This window comes from Fodinicurvata halophila (genome assembly GCF_042651425.1).
GTDB lineage: Bacteria > Pseudomonadota > Alphaproteobacteria > Kiloniellales > DSM-21159 > Fodinicurvata > Fodinicurvata halophila.
Window position 1 is genome coordinate 66,903 of sequence record NZ_JBHSCW010000010.1, and the last position, 18,838, is coordinate 85,740.

Annotated in this window: 13 protein-coding genes; 5 read left to right on the forward strand and 8 right to left on the reverse strand. The window is 65.7% G+C overall.

Annotation, left to right across the window (positions count from 1 at the left end):
* The first annotated feature begins 6 nt into the window (after nt 1-6).
* Both ACFOW6_RS15475 and ACFOW6_RS15480 read left to right on the forward strand, forming a co-directional pair.
* A complete protein-coding gene (locus ACFOW6_RS15475; protein ID WP_382423329.1) occupies nt 7-1,809 on the forward strand; it encodes a monovalent cation:proton antiporter-2 (CPA2) family protein in 1,803 nt (600 codons plus the stop codon).
* The gene (locus tag ACFOW6_RS15480; protein WP_382423330.1) at nt 1,806-2,372 is read left to right on the forward strand and encodes an NADPH-dependent FMN reductase; all 567 of its coding nucleotides are present in this window, start codon (nt 1,806-1,808) and stop codon (nt 2,370-2,372) included. Before ACFOW6_RS15475 ends, ACFOW6_RS15480 begins: the two co-directional genes overlap by 4 nt.
* A gap of 122 nt (nt 2,373-2,494) precedes the next feature.
* Here the strand turns inward: ACFOW6_RS15480 and pbpC are convergent, their stop codons facing one another.
* The 4 genes from pbpC to ACFOW6_RS15500 form a co-directional block, all read right to left on the reverse strand.
* On the reverse strand, nt 2,495-4,546 hold the full coding sequence (pbpC, locus tag ACFOW6_RS15485; protein WP_382423331.1) for a penicillin-binding protein 1C: 2,052 nt from the start codon (nt 4,544-4,546) through the stop codon (nt 2,495-2,497).
* Between the two features lie 56 nt (nt 4,547-4,602).
* Nucleotides 4,603-10,110 (reverse strand): MG2 domain-containing protein, encoded by a 5,508-nt coding sequence (locus ACFOW6_RS15490; RefSeq protein WP_382423332.1) that lies wholly within the window; start codon nt 10,108-10,110, stop codon nt 4,603-4,605.
* Between the two features lie 211 nt (nt 10,111-10,321).
* Complete coding sequence (locus tag ACFOW6_RS15495; protein WP_382423333.1) at nt 10,322-11,368, reverse strand: ABC transporter substrate-binding protein; 1,047 nt, start codon at nt 11,366-11,368, stop codon at nt 10,322-10,324.
* Nucleotides 11,369-11,395: 27 nt separating this feature from the next.
* A complete protein-coding gene (locus ACFOW6_RS15500; protein WP_382423334.1) occupies nt 11,396-12,727 on the reverse strand; it encodes a YihY family inner membrane protein in 1,332 nt (443 codons plus the stop codon).
* 260 nt (nt 12,728-12,987) lie between these two features.
* Here ACFOW6_RS15500 and fabI point away from each other — a divergent pair, with 260 nt between their 5' ends.
* The 3 genes from fabI to ACFOW6_RS15515 are packed head-to-tail and all read left to right on the forward strand — an operon-like array spanning nt 12,988 to nt 15,457.
* Nucleotides 12,988-13,827, forward strand: a complete 840-nt coding sequence (gene fabI, locus ACFOW6_RS15505) for an enoyl-ACP reductase FabI (protein WP_382423335.1) — start codon at nt 12,988-12,990, stop codon at nt 13,825-13,827.
* A gap of 33 nt (nt 13,828-13,860) precedes the next feature.
* On the forward strand, nt 13,861-14,946 hold the full coding sequence (aroC, locus tag ACFOW6_RS15510; RefSeq protein WP_382423336.1) for a chorismate synthase: 1,086 nt from the start codon (nt 13,861-13,863) through the stop codon (nt 14,944-14,946).
* Entirely contained in the window at nt 14,939-15,457 is a 519-nt protein-coding gene (locus tag ACFOW6_RS15515) for a GNAT family N-acetyltransferase (RefSeq protein WP_382423337.1), read from the forward strand. Before aroC ends, ACFOW6_RS15515 begins: the two co-directional genes overlap by 8 nt.
* A gap of 10 nt (nt 15,458-15,467) precedes the next feature.
* Here the strand turns inward: ACFOW6_RS15515 and ACFOW6_RS15520 are convergent, their stop codons facing one another.
* From ACFOW6_RS15520 to ACFOW6_RS15535, 4 genes are all read right to left on the reverse strand, one after another.
* A complete protein-coding gene (locus ACFOW6_RS15520) occupies nt 15,468-15,836 on the reverse strand; it encodes a response regulator transcription factor (RefSeq protein ID WP_382423338.1) in 369 nt (122 codons plus the stop codon).
* A 172-nt stretch (nt 15,837-16,008) separates the two neighbouring features.
* On the reverse strand, nt 16,009-16,872 hold the full coding sequence (locus ACFOW6_RS15525) for a S49 family peptidase (RefSeq protein ID WP_382423339.1): 864 nt from the start codon (nt 16,870-16,872) through the stop codon (nt 16,009-16,011).
* On the reverse strand, nt 16,873-17,823 hold the full coding sequence (locus tag ACFOW6_RS15530; RefSeq protein WP_382423340.1) for a histone deacetylase family protein: 951 nt from the start codon (nt 17,821-17,823) through the stop codon (nt 16,873-16,875).
* Between the two features lie 77 nt (nt 17,824-17,900).
* Entirely contained in the window at nt 17,901-18,833 is a 933-nt protein-coding gene (locus ACFOW6_RS15535) for a nitrilase-related carbon-nitrogen hydrolase (protein ID WP_382423341.1), read from the reverse strand.
* Between the last annotated feature and the right edge of the window lie 5 nt (nt 18,834-18,838).

Sequence of the window (18,838 nt, forward strand, 5' to 3'; positions counted from 1 at the left end):
GGGGACATGGCGGACGCCGGCATTGCGCAAACAATCGGACCCGCGGTGGTTCTGCTCGGCTCCGCCGTGATCGCCGTACCGCTGTTCCGAAAACTGGGCCTGGGATCGGTCCTGGGCTACTTCGCCGGCGGGCTGCTGGTCGGCCCCTCGATCCTGGGCATCTTCACGCACCCCGACACCATCCTGCATATCTCCGAGCTGGGCGTGGTGATGTTCCTGTTCCTGATCGGACTCGAGATGCGCCCGCACAAGCTTTGGGCCCTGCGCGCGCAGATCTTCGGCCTCGGCCTGGCCCAGGTCGTGGTGTGTACGGCCCTGCTCACCGGGGCGGGGATGGTCCTTGGCCTGCCGCCGGTGATCGCCTTCATCGCCGGCGCGGGCTTCGTTCTCTCCTCGACCGCCGTGATCATGTCCGTCCTGCAGGAGCGGGGAGAGCTGGCCAGTCGCCAGGGCCAGCAGGGGGTGTCGATCCTGTTGCTGGAGGATCTCATGATCGTGCCCCTGCTGGCGATCGTCGCCTTCCTTGGGGCACTGTCTGCCGGCGGCGAGGCGAACGGCATCGATGCCGTCTCGATTCTTGTTGCCGTTGGCGCCCTCGCCCTAGTGATCGCAGCCGGACACTGGCTGCTCGACCCCTTCTTTGCCCTGCTGGCCCGGGCGCGCACCACGGAGGTGCTGACGGCGGGTGCCCTGCTCGTCGTGCTGGGCGCGGCCCTGTTGATGGAGGTGAGCGGGCTGTCCATGGCCATGGGCGCCTTCCTGGCCGGCGTCATGCTTTCGGGCTCCAGTTACCGCCATCAGATCCAGGCGGATATCGAGCCCTTCAAGGGCCTGCTGATGGGGCTTTTCTTCCTGGCTGTGGGCATGTCCCTCGACCTTGGGCTGGTGGTTTCCGAATGGCGCATGATCCTGGCGCTGCTCGTCCTCTTTGTCGTGGTGAAGGCCGTCGGCATCTACGGCGTTGCCCGGGTCTTCGGTGCCACCAATCGGCAGGGTCTGCGCCGGGTTGCGCTGTTCGCACAGGGCGGTGAATTCGCCTTCGTTCTGTATTCCGCGGCCGCCAGCGAGGGCGTTATCGGTGCCAGCGAGAATGCGGTCTTTTCCAGCGTCATCATTCTCTCGATGGCCTTCACGCCGCTTGTCCTGCTGGCGGCGGACCGCTGGCTGAAGGGCGATGCCGTTTCCACGGACGGCGTCGAGGCACCGGAGGGGCTCAAGGGCCGGATCCTGATGATCGGCTTCGGGCGCTTCGGGCAGATCGCCTCGCAGCTGCTGCTGGCTCAGAGCGTGAACGTCTCGCTGATCGACAACGATCCGGATCGCATTCGCGAGGCCAGGAAGTTCGGGTTCACGGTCTATTACGGGGACGGAAGTCGCCTTGATATACTGCGCCAGTCGGGTGCCGATACCGCAGACATCGTCATGGTCTGCGTCGACGATCGCAGGGCGGCGGATCGCATCGTCGAACTGGTGAGACAGGAGTTTCCCGCCTGCCGCCTGCTCGTGCGATCCTATGACCGCGGCCATGCGATCACCCTGCGCAAGGCGGGGGTGGACTTCGAGATGCGCGAGACCTTCGAGTCCGCCCTGGCCTTCGGAGGCGCCGGCCTGCGTGCGCTCAGCATGACCGCTCTCGACGTCGGCGAGGTGACGGCCGATATTCGTCAGCGCGATGCCGAACGGCTGGAAGCCCAGGTGCAGGGTGGCATGCAGGCGGGCGGCGACAAACTGCATGTGGCCCCCCGTCCCGAACCGTTGATCACGCCGCGAAGCAAGGCGGCAAGAGCTGACTCAAGGAGTGACCAATGACAAAGATTCTCGGACTGTCCGGAAGCCTCCGGAAGAACTCCTACAACACGGCCCTGCTGCGGGCGGCCGCGGCGGCCGCACCCCAGGGCGTCGAGGTCGATGTCGCCACGATCGAAGGCGTGCCGCTGTATGACGGCGACCTGGAAGAGCGTGAAGGCGTGCCCGCCGAGGTGCAGCAGCTCAAGGACCGCGTGATGGCGGCGGATGGACTGCTGCTGGTCACGCCCGAATACAACAACGGCATTCCCGGCGCGTTCAAGAACGCCATCGACTGGATGTCGCGGCCTCCGGCCGATATATCGAAGGTCTTCAAGGGGCGGCCGGTCGCGCTCATGGGTGCCTCGCCGGGCGGCTTCGGGTCCATCCTGGCCCAGAGCCACTGGCTGCCGGTGTTGCGCACGCTCAGCATGCGGCCCTGGTTCGAGGGACGCCTGATGGTCTCGCGCGCCGGCTCCGTCTTCGACGAGGAGGGCACCCTGACGGATGAGGCCCTGCGCGGGCGACTGCAGGATTTCATGGAGGGGTTCGTTGCCTTCATCGCACAGGAAAGCCGAACGTCATAAGAAGCAACAGAGGTGAGCGGATAGGCAAGGGCGTCGCAGCGCGTCTGTAGCGGCCCGCTCCCTATTGGCCGGATATTCCGTGGATGCCGGACGAATGTCCGGCTCATCACCTTTTGGCATTTTCACTCCAGTACGATCTGCACGCTGGCGCTGCGACCGGCCGCGTCGATCACCGTCAGCGTGGAGGAGCCGCGCCCGTCCGGGGTCCAGGAGGCTACGCGGCGGCGATAGCTCTTGGGCAGCGGTTTGCCGTTGGCCAGCCATCGGAAGGGGGCCCGACCACCGTTGATTTTGAGCGCCAATGGTGTTGTGGCCATTCCTTGCGCAAGACCGAGATCGATATGTGTGCCTTCCGACGGAAAAACGATCTCCGGTGCTGGCTCCGGCGGCGCTCCGGTGGCCGCCTGTCCGGCAGAGGAGGCAAAACGGCGTTGCGAGAACGGCAATTCGGAAGCGGCAAGGCGGACCGCGCCTGCCGGTGGGCGCGGCAGTGGCGTCAAACCGATCCCGGCGCGGGAGAAGGCCTCGAACAGGACGGGAGCCGCGGCGCGATACCCTGTCAGGCCCGGCACGGACCCGCCATCGGGGCGGCCTATCCAGACGCCGAGCACGTGGCGACCGTCATAGCCGACGGCCCAGGCGTCGCGGTATCCGTAGGAGGTGCCGGTCTTGTAGGCAATGCCGAGCTGCGGGGCGCCCTCGGGCGGAATGACGCCTGACAGCATGTCGGCAATCTGCCAGGTGGCCGGCGAGGTGAGCAGGGTCGCCGGATGCGCAGCGGGCTCGGAGTCCTCGAGATAGCGCAGGGGCTCGACCTTGCCGCGGTTGGCGAGGCCGGCATAGAGCTGCACCAGCCCTTCCAGCGTCAGCCCCGCTCCGCCGAGGCCAATGGCCAGTCCCGGCGCCGCCCCCGGCGGCAAGCTCGGGCGAACGCCGGCACGCTTCATCCGTGCTACGAGCCGAGTCGGGCCGACAGCATCGAGCATGCGGATCGCCGGTACGTTGAGGGACATCTGCAGCGCTTTGCGCACCGTCACGTCGCCTTGATAGTCCCTGTCGAAATTCTTCGGCCGGTAGCCGGCAAAATTTCCGGGGCGGTCCTCGATGATCGTCTCCTGCATCACCAGCCCCTCCTCGAAGGCGAGACCATAGATGAAGGGCTTCAGTGTGGAGCCGGGCGAGCGTTCCGCCACGCTCATGTCGATCCAGCCGTCGCGGGCGCTGTTGAAATAATCGGCCGAGCCGACCCGTGCCAGCACCGCGCCGCTGCGGGCGTCGGCCAGAAGCATGGCGATGGAGACGCGCGGGCCCCGCCCTCGTGCCGTTTCGCGCGCCACCCGTTCCAGGCCGGCCTGGATGCCGCGATCGATCAGCAGGCTGTGGCGGCGCCTTTCGGGTGCGGACTGCCTTACCGATTCGGCCAGGTGCGCGGCGTAGGCCGGCATCTGTCGACGCCTGCCTTGGACCGCAACGCGCGCGGCGCGTGACACCTCGCTCCTGGCGATCACGCTGGCGTCGGCCATGCGGGTGAGAACCCGGTCGCGTGCCGCCCTTGCCGTTTCCGGGTGCCTGTCGGGCCGCCGCGCCTCGGGCGATTGCGGCAGGGCGACGAGCAGCGCGGCTTCCGCAAGGCTCAGCCTCCGGGGTTCCTTGCCGAACCATGCGAGACTTGCCGCGCGCACGCCTTCCAGATTGCCGCCATAGGGCGCCAGCGTCAGATAGCGCTTCAGGATCTCGCGCTTGGAAAGCCGCCGCTCGATCTGCAGGGCGCGGGCGATCTGACGGAACTTGGCGGCAAAGCTGCGTTCCTCCCGTGGTTCGAGCAAGCGGGCGAGCTGCATGGTCAGGGTCGAGCCGCCCGAAACGATGCGGCCGTTTGTGGCAAGCTGCCAGGCGGCGCGCAGGAGTGCCAGAGGATCGACCCCCGCATGCGACCAGAAACGTCGGTCCTCATAGGCGATCAGCATCTCGAGGAACCGGGGGTCGAGCGTGTCGATGTCGGCCTCGAGCCGCCAGCGCCCGTCGGGTGCAGCAAAGGCGCGCAAGAGCGTACCCTGGCGATCCACCACCTCCGGCGAATACGCGATGGCATCACCGAGCGGCGGCGGGTAGCTCTTGTCGAGCCGGTCGAGCACGACCATGCCGATGACGGCAATCCCCAAGACCGTAGTCAAGGCGATGGCGGCGCGTCGCGCCCACCGGGGAAGCCTTGTGCGCCGTCCGGCCATGATCAGTCGCTCGAGATTTCCAGCACGCCGGTCGCCGTTCGCGCGGAAAGTTGCGGCCGGTACATGTCTTCCACGGTTGCCGCAGGATGCGTGTAGATGCCTGGCGTGACGGCACGCACCACATAGGCAAGTCTGTAGTTGCGGTCGTCACCGGTACGTTCGAACGCGGCAATGAAGCGGTCGTCGCGAAACTCGGTGTGCACCGCGTCGGTTTCGCCCAGCCATGGGAAAGTGTCGAGCTCGGCACTGTCGACAAGACGCGGATTGTCGATCTCGAATCCGGCCGGCAGCAGGTCGGAGACGAGCACGCGCGAGGGCCAGGAATTGGCCTCGGTGATCTCCAGAACCACCACATAGCGCTCGTTCTGAAGAGCTTCCGAGACATTCGCCTGTGTGCCGTCGAGGTGGTAGTAGCTGCGCTGGATGGTGAAGCCCTCCCCGCCGGCCGGCAAAGGCTGGCGGGGTGCGGCCACGGTGGTCAGCGCCACATCCTGCGGTTCTGTGCCGACATTGGTGATGGCAAAGGGATCTGCGGTAATCTCGGTCCCGGAAAGGCGCCGTGCGAAGGCGCCTTCATGGGCAGCACCATCCACCGTTAGCGCGATGTCGCCGCTCGCTTCGCTCAGGGCCCGGGAGGCCAGGAGCATCCAGGCCTCGTCCTGCGTGCTCATGTGCTGGGTGCGGCTGCTCAGATCGGAGACGAAGTTCACCATCTGCGGCACCGTCTGCGGCCGGGGTCGGCTTTCGGCCGCAAGTGCCAGCATCGCTGCAGCGTCACGGAGGCGTGAGCCGTAATCGGAGCGCGCCATATTGCTCTTTGTCGATTGTGCCTGGCGCAAGGCGGAGCGGAACGTCGCCTCGGCGCGCTGCACATCGCCGTAGAGCGCCAGCGCTGCGGCAAGCTGGGCACGGGCGAGCGGACTTGCGAAGGCGTCGAGACGTGCATCGGCGTAGTAGCGCAGGTCGCCGACCGAGGCCTTTTGGTTGCGCGCCAGCACATAGAGCGCATAGGCGATCTTGTCGCCGTTGGACTCGACGTCCGTGTCGTAGGCGAGCGCGTTCGAGAGGTTCTGCAGCGCCTGAGCCATGGCGCGTTCGGGCACGGCAAAGCCCTGTTCGCGCGCCCGCGTCAGGAATTCGGTAACGTAGGAATCGAGCCAGAGATCGCCCCCGCCCGGTCCCCACAGGCCGAAGCTGCCCGCCGATGACTGGTAGGAGAGCACCTGCGCGATGGCCTTTTCGATGCGCTTCCTTGCATCCGGGTCCGGCTCAAGGCCGGCCGTCTTCGACAGTTCGTTCACATAGAGAAGCGGCAGCGCGCGGCTGGCGACCTGCTCGCTGCAGCCATAGGGGTAGCGGTCGAGCGACATAAGCAGGCTCGGGATATCGAATGCTTCATCCGGCGCGACATTGACCGTGACGGAGGCATCCTCGCTGTAGCGATCGGCAAGCAGGCCGCCGTCGATCCTGAGGCGGCCGCCATCGGCGGGGAGCGTGACCGTCCGCCGCGTGGTGACCGGCATGACGCCGGGACGGACCGGAAGGCTGGCCGATTTCTCCACCGTTAGGCCCGACTCGTGGACGAGCGAAACGGCAAGCCGGACCGTGCCCGCCTCCTGCGCGACAAGCGGCAGGGAAAGGCTCGTCTTGCCGTCGGCTGCGAGGGCGAGGCTTGCCGGTGCGGAGCTTGTGTCGACGGTGGCCGCGCCGTCGGCCGAGACCGAGAGCGCGTAGTCGCCGGCAGGCCCGTCGGTATTGGCGACCTCTATCAGCATCCGCGACTCGTCGCCGGGTGCCAGGAAGCCGGGCTGGCTCGTCGTGACCACCACGGGGTCACGAACGATCACGTCCTTCGCCACTGCCCCCACGGCGCCCTTCGACCAGGCGACGGCCATGACACGCACGGTGCCGTTGAACTGCGGCATGTCGAAGCCGATCTCGGCCCTGCCCTCCTCGTCGAGGCGGACGATGTCGGAGAAGAAGGACACCAGCTCCTCGGTCGGCGGACTGCCGCGCGAAGTCATGCCACCGGCATCGCCGCCGGTGCGCAGCCGGCCGGTTGCCCCAAGGGAGCCGTCGATCAGCCGGCCGAAGATGTCGCGGATCTCGAGTCCCAGCATGCGCTGGCCGAAATACCAGTCGGCGGGGTCGGGGGGCTCGTAGCGGGTCAGATTGAGAATGCCCACGTCGACTGCAGCGAGGGTGACATAGGCCTCCTCGTTGGCGGCAAGGTCCCCGAGGGAAACGGGAACCGTCAATCGTTCGTTCGGCCGCGTCTTCTCCGGAGTGTCGAGATCGACCGAAAGTTCCCGCTCACCCGGATCCACCTCCAGCCATCGCACGCCGATGGCACGCATGGGCAATCGGTTCTCCGTGGTCTCGCCCGGCCGAAAGAGAGTTGCCGTCACATAGGTTCCGGCGCCCAGGTCCTCGGTCACCGGGATGTCGACCGTGGTGCCCTCCGACGGGACGCTGACTCTCATGCTGTGCTGCAGGCTCTCGGCGCCGAGTGTGATCAGGGCCTCGCCGGCAAAGCGCGGCGAAATCTTCAGTTGCGCCGTATCGCCGGGTTCGTAGTGCTCGCGGTCGAGCGCGACCTCCAGGCCGTCCGGCGTTTCAGTCGAGCTTGCCTCGACATACCAGCCGGCCTCGAACTCCACGCTGGACATGGGGCCGCCGGGCTCGGGGTCCTGCACCTCCAGACGGTAGCGGCCCCAGTCAACCGGGACACTGATCTGAGGTTGGGAATCAGCTGCTGCGCTGACCGTGCCTTCGCGCACCAGACTGGTGGTGGTGATCGGTTCGTAGTTCCATGAACTGCCGTTGCGGTACCACTGGTAATGCCGTTCAACCTTGAAGAGCGACCATTCCAGACCCCGCATGGCGATACGCTCACCCGAGGGATCGGCGGCGATAACGCGGAAATTCGCCTTGCCGCCTTCTTCCACCTGTCCGCCGGTGAACTCGGGCCTCACACCGATAAGTGGGGTTTGTGGCTCAACACCGATGTCGAGCGAACGCTCGACGGCGCGGCCGCTGGCTTCGCGCATTTGTACATGCAGTTCGGCCGTCAGAAGCCGGGTGGTGGAGGGCACGCTGTCGATGGACACGTCGAAGACGGCCTTGCCGTCCGCGTCGGTTTCGGGCAGGCCGGCCAGTGGCGTGCGCAGGGCCTCTACGCCCTCCTCGTCCGCGAGACCGAAAACATAGCCGGGGAAGCGCGCCCACTCCCGCGTCGGCTTTATCGCCATTTCGCCTTCAAGGGACAGGCCGGCCGCCGGTGCGCCGTAGAGATAACGGCCTTCGAGGGCGATTTCGGTCGAGCCGCCGACGGGGACGGTATCATCGGCGCTCGTCAGGTCGAACTCCGTGCGGTCCGGCACGAAGTCCTCCACCAGAAACATTTTCTCGGTGATCGGCGGCTGTCCGGGATCGGCGTGCACCCGCAGGTTCCAGGTGCCGCGCATGGCGTTCTCCGGCAGCGCCAGCTCAATGGCGTGGCCGCCGAGGGAGGTTCCCTGAGAGACGATGCGGCGATCTTCCACCCCATCCGGACGCTCGAAGATGAAGGTGAGCGGCAGGTCGTCAGCGGCTTCGACAGCGCCGTCGCGGGCCAGAGCGGCCGCATGCACGGTTTCGCCGGCACGGTAGATGCCGCGCTCGGTCCAGGCAAAGATATCGAGCGGGCCGGGCGCCGGACGGCCGGTCACGCCCCGGTCCGACAGGTCGAAGCCGGCGCGCGTCATATCGAGAAACACGAAATCCTCTTCGCCTTCGGCCAGAAGCACGGCAGGTGCAAGACCGGCTTTGCCCCGCGTAAGCCCCGGCGAGAAGCGGGCGTGGCCGTCAGCATCCGTCGTCGCCTCGCCCAGCACCTCGTTGTTGCGGGCAAGCAGCGTGAGCTTGAGTCCTTCGGTCGGCTTGGCCGTGGCGAGAGAGCGGGCGAAAACCGAAAGCCCGTCCGCGCCGGCAAAGGTCGACAGCCCGATGTCGGAGATCAGGAACCACTGGGTGGCCCTGTTTTCCCAAACCTTGCTGGTAGCACCTTCGGGAAGGGCGGTTAGCATGTAGACGCCGGGCTCCCGCTCCGGCAGGGCTTCATCGATGGGAAGGCTGGTGGTGACGTTTTCATTCAGTTCGGACTCGATGTCGACGGTGCCCTGCCAGACCGGCGCACCGATGTTGTCGGCGACCTCTTCGATTTCGAAGCCGTTGAGCTGCTGCAGGAACTTTGACTCGGAAAGTAGCCGCGCCAGGGCGCGCTCGCCCACGCGATGGAGGGAAAGCTGTGCGCTGTCGGTATTGACCGAGACGAGAGGGATGCCCCGCCGGGCCGTCGATGGCAGCACGAAATTGTCGCCGGTAAAGCGCAGTGCCGGGGAGCGGTCGCGAATATAGATCTCGAGGGGTACGGGCTCGGCAATCACCTCGCCGATTTCCGAGGGAAGGCCCTGGCGGATGGTGATGCGGTATTGCTCGCCGTGCTTCAGTCCGGTCACGCAAAGCTGCTTGTCGTCGAGATCGATGGCCGGGGCGCGCGCCCGGTCCACCGTCACATATTGCGCGTAGTCGACGTCGCTCCTCACCAGTGTCTCGGAGAACTGCACGCACACGCGTGGCGTGGCACTGTCAGAATCCACCGAGTGGTCGACGACGCGGAAGCCCTTGCGGCGCTTGAGACTGGCGTAGAGTGCCTGCACCTGGGGCGAGGACTGAAGGGCAAGGCTTGCCTCATAGGCGCTGAGGGCGGGACGGAAGAGGCTGCGCTTTTCCAGAGCGGCGGCAAGGGCGGCGAGCGCATCGGCCCGCCCGCGGGCGCTGCGCGACAGGCGATAGGCGGTCACGGCCGCACCGGTGGCGGCGCGCTGCAGGGCGTTGGCCCTTTCGTTGTCCGTGGACTCGAGCGCCATGGCCGCGCGGGCCAGGCCAGTCCAGACTGTCGCATTCTCCGGCTCAACCGCTATTGCGGCGGTATAGTCGCGCATGGCGCCTTGTGCGTCGCCCGCGTCGAGCGCCCGGGCAGCGGCGCTGGTGAGCGCCACGAAGCCGGCCTTGCCTGCACTGGCCTTGCCCAGCAAGGTGTCGCGGTACTGTTCGGCTTCACGGAGCACGTGAGCGGGCACGAAACGCAGCGCGGGCGGTGCCCCGATGTCCGGTTCGGCACCGGCCGTCACCACCTTGCCGGCAACCGCGCCGTCGAAGGGTTTCAAGCTGCCGAAATCCGATTTCAGGAAGCACCAGCGGGGGCCGATGTTGTAGGTGAAAGCCCGGCATTCCGGGTCGTTGAGACAGACTTGCTTGCATTCATCCAGCGAGACGTTCTGCTCCGTCCGCAGGTCGAAGCCGAAATAGTCACTGTTCTCTGTTGTGACGATGCGGCTTGTGTCCTGCGCCGACGCGGTGGCTGCCAGAGCAAAAAATGCGACAAGGATAAAGGAAAGCCTGCCGAACGTGCCCACCGCATCCCTCCAGGCGCTGCTACTATTCCAATGGCATTCACCCAGTTTCATGAAGGCCTGTCAACTCTACCCTCGATGCGATGTCTGTCAGTAATACGCGACATGGCTGTCGTGAGCAGTACATGCTCTGCTCAGTTTCAGTCGAGGCCCTGCAGAGGAATAGGGGGTTCGTGTCTCGAGCGGAGGTGTTGTCTCTTCGGAAGGGGCGTCCAAGGATTTCCTGCCAGCCGATCCGTACCAGCCCGCGGGATTCCCGAACATTCTAATGCTCGGTCTTGTCGCCGTGATTGCCCTGCTGAAGCTCCTCGGGAAGGTTGTAGTGTCCATCGATGAAGGAAAGGTCGAGGAAGACCGAGGGATCGGCTTCCGGGTCCACAAGACCTTCCTGCTTGTACCATTCCACTTGGCGGTAGATCGAAGCCACGTCCAGGCGTCCCTGCGGATCGATATAGCTCGCGCCTTCCCGGATCGCTTGCGGCGAGGCTTCGATGTAGTTCCGCAGCAGCGCCGTCAGCTCCTTCTGTTTCTGTGACAGGGCGCCCTCTCCACTATCGTGGAAGGCCTCCGCGTAGTCCTGGGCGGCGCGCTGATAGGCCCTGAGGAAACGCCGCAGGGTATCACGTTCCTGTTCGGCCATGTGGCGCGAGGTAAAGATTCCGCCCAGCTGGTAGGGGGTCTCGTCGCTGACCCAGCCGAGGATCCGGGCACTGCCCTCATTCTCCAGCCGGCGGGCCTGAGCGAAGGGCAGGATGGTGGCATCTGTGTCGTTGCGTCGGATGGCCTCGACCATGCGCGAGACCCGCTCGAGCTGAACCAGTTCGATTTCGGCGATATCGAAGCCCTTCTCCTCGGCCAGCAAGCCTGCCATCAGGTGAAAGCTTGAGCCGATCTGGGTGATGCCGAAGCTGTGGCCGGGCAGGTCCTCGGGACGACGGAGGCCGTGCTGCCAGGCAATCTCGGAAGCGACATAGGCCAGGAACCTGTAGCCCGGCTCCTCCCGGCTCTGGGCGGCGATGACGCGCAGCGTATCCTTGGCGGCGAGATTGTAGAAGCCGGCCGTGAAGGCGGTGGCCCCAATCTCGGCCTGGCGGTTGGCGACGGCGATGGCAATGGGCTGGGCGGCATCGAAGAACTGGAAGGTGACCTCGAGGTTCTCGTCCTCGTAATAGCCGAGCTCCTTGGCCAGGAAGAGAGGCGCGCTGGAGGTGAATGCGATGGCTGCGATGCGCAACTCTCTGGTTTCCGCCTGAAGCTGTAACGGGGCGAGGGCCATGCCGAGGCACAGCATCAAGGCGCAGGGCCATTTCATTCAGACGTGCTCCCAATCTCCCGAAGCCTATTCACCGGAGCGCAGGCTGCGCAGCGAGGAAGGCTGTTGTTCCGCAGACGCGGATTCTTCTTTCTTGTCATAAGTTTGCCTGCCCGCAAGCAGACTGTCCAGAGACTGCGAAAGCGGGTTTTCCAGTTCCCTGTAGAGGCCGGCAAGGGCGTCCTGGACCAGGGCGGGCCAGTCCTCCTGGTTCTTCGGGGTCAGGTCCAGGTAGTCCACGAGCTGGCCGAGTGTGACCTGGGAGAGATCCCGGCCCAGGACCTGCCTTCCGCCGGAGGTGGAGATGATCAACCCGGACTCGCGCAGGCGGTCCACCACCTCTCCTGATTCCACCGGTGTTGCGGGCAGTCCGGCGGCAAGCATGCGTTCCGTCAGCGGGCGCCCCCGACCATGGGCACTGCGCAGACGTTCCAGCAGGGCCAGGGCCAGGACGAGCCGGTTCAGGGGCGCTTCCTGCAGGTGGCCGTGCTGGATGACCGCGCGCCACTCCGGAAGCGCGGCGGCCAGTTGGGCCCCCAACAGGATGACGGCCCAGGCCAGATACATCCAGATGAGGAAGATGGGCAGGGCCGAGAGTGCCCCGTAGACGGCCTGGTAGGAGGGAACCTGACCGACATAGAGGCCGAAACCATACTTCAGGATCTCGAGCAGGACCGCAGCCAGGAAGCCGCCAGCGAGCCCTGCCGGGAGGCTGACCGGACGATTGGGCACCACGATGAAGAAGACGGCGCAACCCAGGGTGGCCAGCAGGATCGCCAGCATGCGCGTGAGCGGCATGGAGAAGGCCTCCAGCGAACCAGCGGCATGCACCGTGGCGAAGGCATAGCTGGTGATGGACAGCGAGGCCCCCAGCAGGAGAGGGCCCAGCGTCAGCAGGGCCCAGTAGACGAGCAAGCGCAGGACCAGCGGCCGTTCCTGGCGGACACGCCAGATGGTATTGATGGAGGTGTTGATGTTGGACAGCAGCAGCAGGGCCGTCACGGCCAGCCCGACGATTCCCGGTGCGGTGAGCTTGGCCGCGTTGCGGAGAAAGGAGTCCAGGTGTTCGTTGGCGCGTGCCGCCTGATCGGGCGGGATCGCCTGGAACAGCATTTCGCGCAGGCTCTCGCGGGCCTCGTCGAAGGCGGGAAAGGCAGCCAGTAGGCCAAGAGCGATGGCCAGCAACGGCACGAGCGCCAGCAGCGAGCTGTAGCTGAGCCCGGCCGCCATCTGCAGGCACCGGTCCTGATCATAGCGCCGGAAGAGATAGCGGGTGAAGAGATAGAGCTGTCGCAGGGAGATCAGCCTGAGGCGACGCCACAGGAGCGTAATCCGAAAACGGCCCTGTGGCGCCCGCACTGTCGTCTCCGTTGCCGCGCTTCCTGCAGGCTGTGTGTCGGTCTTTTTCGTCATCAATCAAGAGACTAGCACGAAAGGTCTGCTTGGCCAGGAAAGCCGTTCACAAGCCTGCCGCGAATCGGCGGAAAGAAACTGTTCACGGGCCCGTGGACGCCTTTGACGTGCCGGGTCATTGGTGTAGGATGCGCCTCCAGAATCCCGAGGTTACAGTCACGGCCGCCATTCACGCCGGGGTCGTCGACGGCAGAGCGAGATCAAGCATGAACAACACGACGACGCTGATGTCCGGCAAACGCGGCCTGATCATGGGAGTGGCCAACGACCGTTCCATCGCCTGGGGAATTGCCCAGGCCCTGGCTGCCCAGGGCGCGGAACTGGCCTTTACCTATCAGGGCGATGCACTGGAGAAACGCGTGCGTCCGCTGGCCGAATCCCTCGGCAGTTCCCTGGTGATGTCCTGCGACGTCAGCGACGATGCCTCCATCGATGCCACCTTCGAGGAGCTGGGCAAGAGCTGGGAGAGCCTGGACTTCGTCGTTCATGCCATTGCCTGGGCCAATCGCGACGAACTCAAGGGGCTGTATCTCAACACCACGCGCGACAACTTCGTGCGCTGCATGGACATCTCCTGCTATTCCTTCACCGCCGTAGCCCAGCGTGCCGTACCGATGATGCGCGAAGGCGGCAGCCTGTTGACTCTGAGCTACTACGGGGCGGAGCGGGTCATGCCGCACTACAACGTCATGGGTGTCGCCAAAGCCGCGCTCGAGGCCAGCGTGCGTTACATGTCGGCCGACCTGGGGAACGAGAACATACGTGTCAACGCGATCTCCGCCGGTCCGATCCGCACCCTGGCCGCGTCGGGAATCGGGGACTTCCGCTATATCCTCAAGTGGAACGAATACAATTCACCGCTGCGGCGCAATGTGACCCTGGACCAGGTGGGCAGCTCCGCGCTCTATCTGCTCTCGGATCTCTCCTCCGGCGTGACCGGAGAGGTTCACCATGTGGACTCCGGCTATCACACCGTCGGCATGATGGCCGTCGATGCAGCGCCGCAGATCCGCGAACTGCTCGAAGGCTTCAAGCACGAAGAATGACACGGCTTCGGCACAGGCAGGGACTGTAGGGCGATGCCGGGAAACAGCTTCGGGCAATCCTTTCGCTTTACCACCTGGGGGGAAAGCCATGGCTCTGCCATCGGCTGCGTGATCGACGGGGTTCCGCCCCGCATTCCCCTGTCAGAGGCAGACATCCAGCCCTATCTCGACCGGCGCCGGCCGGGCCAGTCGCGCTATACCACCCAGCGCCAGGAAAGCGATACGGTGCGCCTCCTTTCCGGTGTGTTCGAGGGTGAGACGACGGGCACGCCGATTGCCTTGCACATCGAGAACCAGGACCAGCGCTCCAAGGACTACGGCGACATCAAGGACAAGTTCCGTCCGGGGCATGCCGACTATACCTATTGGCAGAAGTATGGCATCCGCGATTACCGGGGCGGCGGGCGATCCAGCGCGCGCGAGACGGCCATGCGGGTGGCCGCCGGCGCCGTGGCGCGGCGTGTCATCGCCCATCTTCTGGGGAGCGAGCAGGTCGCCATCCGCGGGGCCCTGGTGCAGATGGGCACGGACAGCGTCGACCGCCTGCGCTGGGACTGGGCCGAGGTGGACCGCAACGCCTTCTTCGGACCCGATGCCGCCATGGCCGAGGTCTGGGCGGCACGCCTGGACGAGGCACGCAAGAACGGTTCCTCTCTGGGGGCCGTGGTCGAAGTGGTGGCCCAGGGGCTGCCGGCCGGCCTGGGTGAGCCGGTCTACGACAAGCTGGATGCCGATCTGGCCAAGGCGATGATGTCGATCAACGCCGTCAAGGGGGTCGAAATCGGAGAGGGCTTTGCCGCGGCCGCACTGAGCGGCGAGGAGAACGCCGACGAGATGCGCATGGAAGGCGACGAGGTCACCTTCCTGTCCAACCGGGCCGGCGGCGTCCTCGGCGGGCTGTCCACCGGTCAGGACCTCGTCGTGCGCTTCGCCGTGAAGCCGACCTCCTCGATCCTCTCGCCGCGGCGCACCGTGGACCGCTTCGGTCAGGAGACGGAGATCGTCACCAAGGGCCGGCACGATCCCTGCGTGGGCATCCGCGCTGTCCCGGTGGGGGAGGCGATGATGGCCCTGGTCCTGGCCGACCACCTGCTGCGCCACCGAGGGCAGGTTGGCTGATCACGTCATTCGGACGGCCGAGGCCGAGGATGTCGGGCGCCTGGCGCGCCTGCTCCAGGAAACCTATGCCTTCTATGGAGAGAAGGCACCGGTGGCCGAAGACCTGCTGATCGAACGGCTGCAACGTTATCTCGGGGCCAATCCCGGTTTCGAGGCCCTGATCGCCGAACAGGACGGACGGGACCTGGGCTATGCCATCTATGCACCGGTCTTCTGGACCAGCGATTGCCAGCTTTCGCTGTTCCTGAAGGAACTCTATCTGGTCGAAGACGCACGGCGCTGCGGTATCGGCCGCGACTTCATGGTGGAGCTGGCCTCCATCGCGCTGGAACGCGGCTGGTCGCGCATGATCTGGACGGTGGATCGGCACAACCACAAGGCCCGGCGATTCTATGACTCCCTGGAGGGAACGCAGGCGCTGGACAAGGTGGTCTACCTGCAGAGCGACAGCGTCATGAAACGCCTGGCGACTGCCGGCGGCTCTCGATTTCCCTACAGTTTCCGGGTGTGATCGGCGGCATCTACTTCACCAGAAGGCTCTTCACCTTCTCCAGGAAGGCCGAGGGCCGGAAGGGCTTGTGGAGGATGTCATCCGCACCCAAGGCCTGGGCGGCCGGCAGATAATTCTGGCTGACGGCCCGGCCACCGCCCGAGATGGCGAGAATCTTCAAGCCGGGATTGGCGCTGCGGACGTTGCGCACGACCTCGAGCCCGTCTGAATTGGGCATCATCAGGTCGGTCACCACCAGGTCCAGCGTCATGATAAGATCGCGCTCCTCGCTGCGGCGTCCATCGGTGGAGGTGATCACGTCGTGACCCTCGTGCTCCAGAACATCGGCCATCAGGCGCAACAGGGCTTCCTCGTCGTCCAATAGCAGGATGCGAGCCATACGCGTTGTCTTCCTTTGCTACTCTTTATCAGTGCTACGGGCCAGAACTGTCGCTGGCAGGGTAAAGGCGGCGTTAACGCCACTGGACATCGAACTATGTCATTCTGGATGAAAAGCAAATGGCCTGTCGTGGCGGCAGTTGCAAGTGCCCGCGGTGCCCAGCTTGCGAAGTCTACAACCCGTACCGGCTCCACAGGGCACGACTCTCGGCCGCATCCAGCAGGCCATGGGCGAGTTCGGCACTGTCCGGAAAGGCGCTCTGGGATTTCAGGCGCCGGCGCAGCCAGGAGTCCTGCTGCTGGAGACCGCGCAGGCGGACCTTGTCGCCGAAGCGCCTGCGCAGTTCGCCACGCGCTTCGGCAATGCCGTCGACCAGGCCAAGGCCCACGGCACGCTTGCCTGTCCAGAAGGCGCCTGTGAACAGCTCGTCTTCCGAGGCCTTGAGCCGCCCTACCCTCTGACGGCGTACCTCGTCCTTGAAGCTCTCGTGCAGCTCGTCAAGGATGCCGCGCAGGTGTTCCACGTCTTCGCTCTTCCGCGGTTCGAAGGGATCCAGCATATTCTTGTTGTTGCCGGCGGTCTCCACACGGCGTTCGACGCCGATCTTCTGCAGCATCTCCGGGAAACCGAAGCCCTGGGAGACCACACCGATGGAGCCGACGATGGAGCTCTCATTGACGTAGATCTGCTCGGCCGCACAGGCCAGCCAGTAGCCGCCGGAGGCAGCCACATCCTCGACGAAAGCCAGGACCGGGACCTTCTTTTCACGAGAGAGGTCGCGGATGCGCTGGGCAATCAAGGCGGACTGCACCGGCGAGCCGCCCGGCGAATTGATGATCAGGGCGACCGCCTCCAGCCTCTTCAGAGAAAAGGTCTTCTCCAGAGTGGGAGCCAAGCTTTCCAGGGTCATCCCGCTGCGCATCGGGCCGGCCGAACCGATGATGCCGCGCAGACGAATCACGCCGACCAAGGGGGGTGGATGGCGCAGGGACTTGATGGGGATGTAGTTGCGCAGGCGTTGCGGCAGGACGGTCATTCAGGCGGCCTCCTCGAAGCCGGTCAGCAGATTTACGGTGTTGATGCCGATTTCCTCGACGGCGTAGCCGCCCTCCATGACGAACAGGGTCGGACGGTTCAGGCCCGCCAGGGCCCGGCCGATATGGAAATAGTCGTCGCTTTCGAGCCTGAAGCCGGATATGGGGTCATCCTTGAAGGTGTCCACCCCGAGCGAGATGACGACTGCATCGGGCGCAAAGGCATCCAGACGGGCCAGGGCCCGCTCGAAGGCCTCTCTCCAGGCGTCGAAGCCGCTGCCCCAGGGCAGTGGGTAGTTGGCGTTGAACCCCTCGCCCTGACCGGTCCCGATCTCGTCGGCGTAGCCCAGGAAGAAGGGAAAGTTCTCGCGCGGGTCGCCGTGGACGGAGGCAAAGAAAACGTCGCTGCGATCGTAGAAGATTGCCTGGGTGCCGTTGCCGTGGTGGTAGTCCACGTCGAAGACGGCCACGCGCTCAGCGCCGCCGTCGCGCAGCGCCTGCGCGGCGATGGCCGCGTTGTTGAGGAAACAGTAGCCGCCGTAGTAGTCGGCGGCGGCGTGGTGGCCCGGCGGGCGGCAGAGCGCGAACACGGCCTGATGACCTTCGCCGATCAGGCGCTCCTGGCCGCTGAGTGCCACGCAGGCCGAGCCGTAGACGGCGGGCCAGGTGCCGGCGGTGATCGGCGTGCCGGCATCGAAGGAGTAGTAGCTCAGCCGGCCCATGATGGACTGCGGGATCACATCGCGCAGGCCGCGGATCGACCAGGCCAGCGGCAGGGCATCGTGGCTGCGCCCGTCGGCGGACCACTCGGTCCAGGCGGATTTCAGGAAATCCACGTAATCGCTGTCGTGTGCCCGGGTGAGAGCCTCCAGGGGCCACTCGCGCGGAGCCTCTACGGGTCCCAGAGCGCGCCTCCTGACCTGGTCCAGGATCAGATCGGCACGGCGCGGCATCTCGTAACAGGGCTTCAGCTGGCCGTCGACCAGTTCGGATTGCCCGTCCTGGAGGCGGTGGCTGTCGCTGTAGATCGTCAGAATGGCTCGGTCTCCTCGGATAGCTCGATGTGGCGTGCCGACCAGGGGCCGGGCCAGACCTCGGCCCCGCCCCGGCGCAGTGTGCGCAGGCGTTCTATCGGAATATCGACGCTCAGAACAGGGCCTTCGTCGTCGCAGCTGTCCAGGGCTGGCAGGAAGCCACCATTGCCGTCGCTGCCCAGAGCGCTTTCGCAGGGCAGGAAGAGGGCCGCGCCGGCATGATAGCCCTCGCGCGGCCGGCCTGTCGCCGCCGCGCCGATCACGCCCACGGCCGCGACGGCGGTCATGGACTCGACAGCCCTGGCCCGGGCGCAGTGGAAGACGCGGTGATAGCCCGAGGGACGGCTGGTCTGGGAGGGCACCAGGATCAGATCCGGCTGCAGGGCCGAGACGTGAGCGGCCAGGTCCGGCAGCTCGCAGTCCAGGCAGATCAGGATGACCAGGCGCAGGCCGCGCCAGTGGATGAGCGTCAACCTGCGGGCCGGCGACAGTTGCCAGTCGTCGGGGTCCTGCTCGCCCGGCGTCAGGCAGAGCTTGTCCTGATGGAAGACAGACCCGTCGGGCAGGCAGAGCCAGGCCCGATTGACGAAGGGAACTTCGCCGTGCGCCGCCTGCGGATCCCGTACTGGCATACTGCCGGGCAGAATGGCCATCCCGTGACGTATCGCCAGTTCGGCCGCAATCTCTCGGGCGTATGGGGCCTGCTCGGCCATCCAGGCGATCTCCCCGGTGGGCGGCAGTCCCGGCGGCGCAAAGGACAGCCATTGTTCGCAGGCATACTCCGGCAGGACCAGAAGTTCGGCACCCTGCTCCTTCACCGTCACGACCTGCCGTTCGAGCAGATCCCCCCAATCCTCGAGGCTGGACGATGCCCGGCCCAGGTTCACGACCCAGAGCGCGATGCGCAGGTCTGCTGGCACCTCTGTCATGGTGG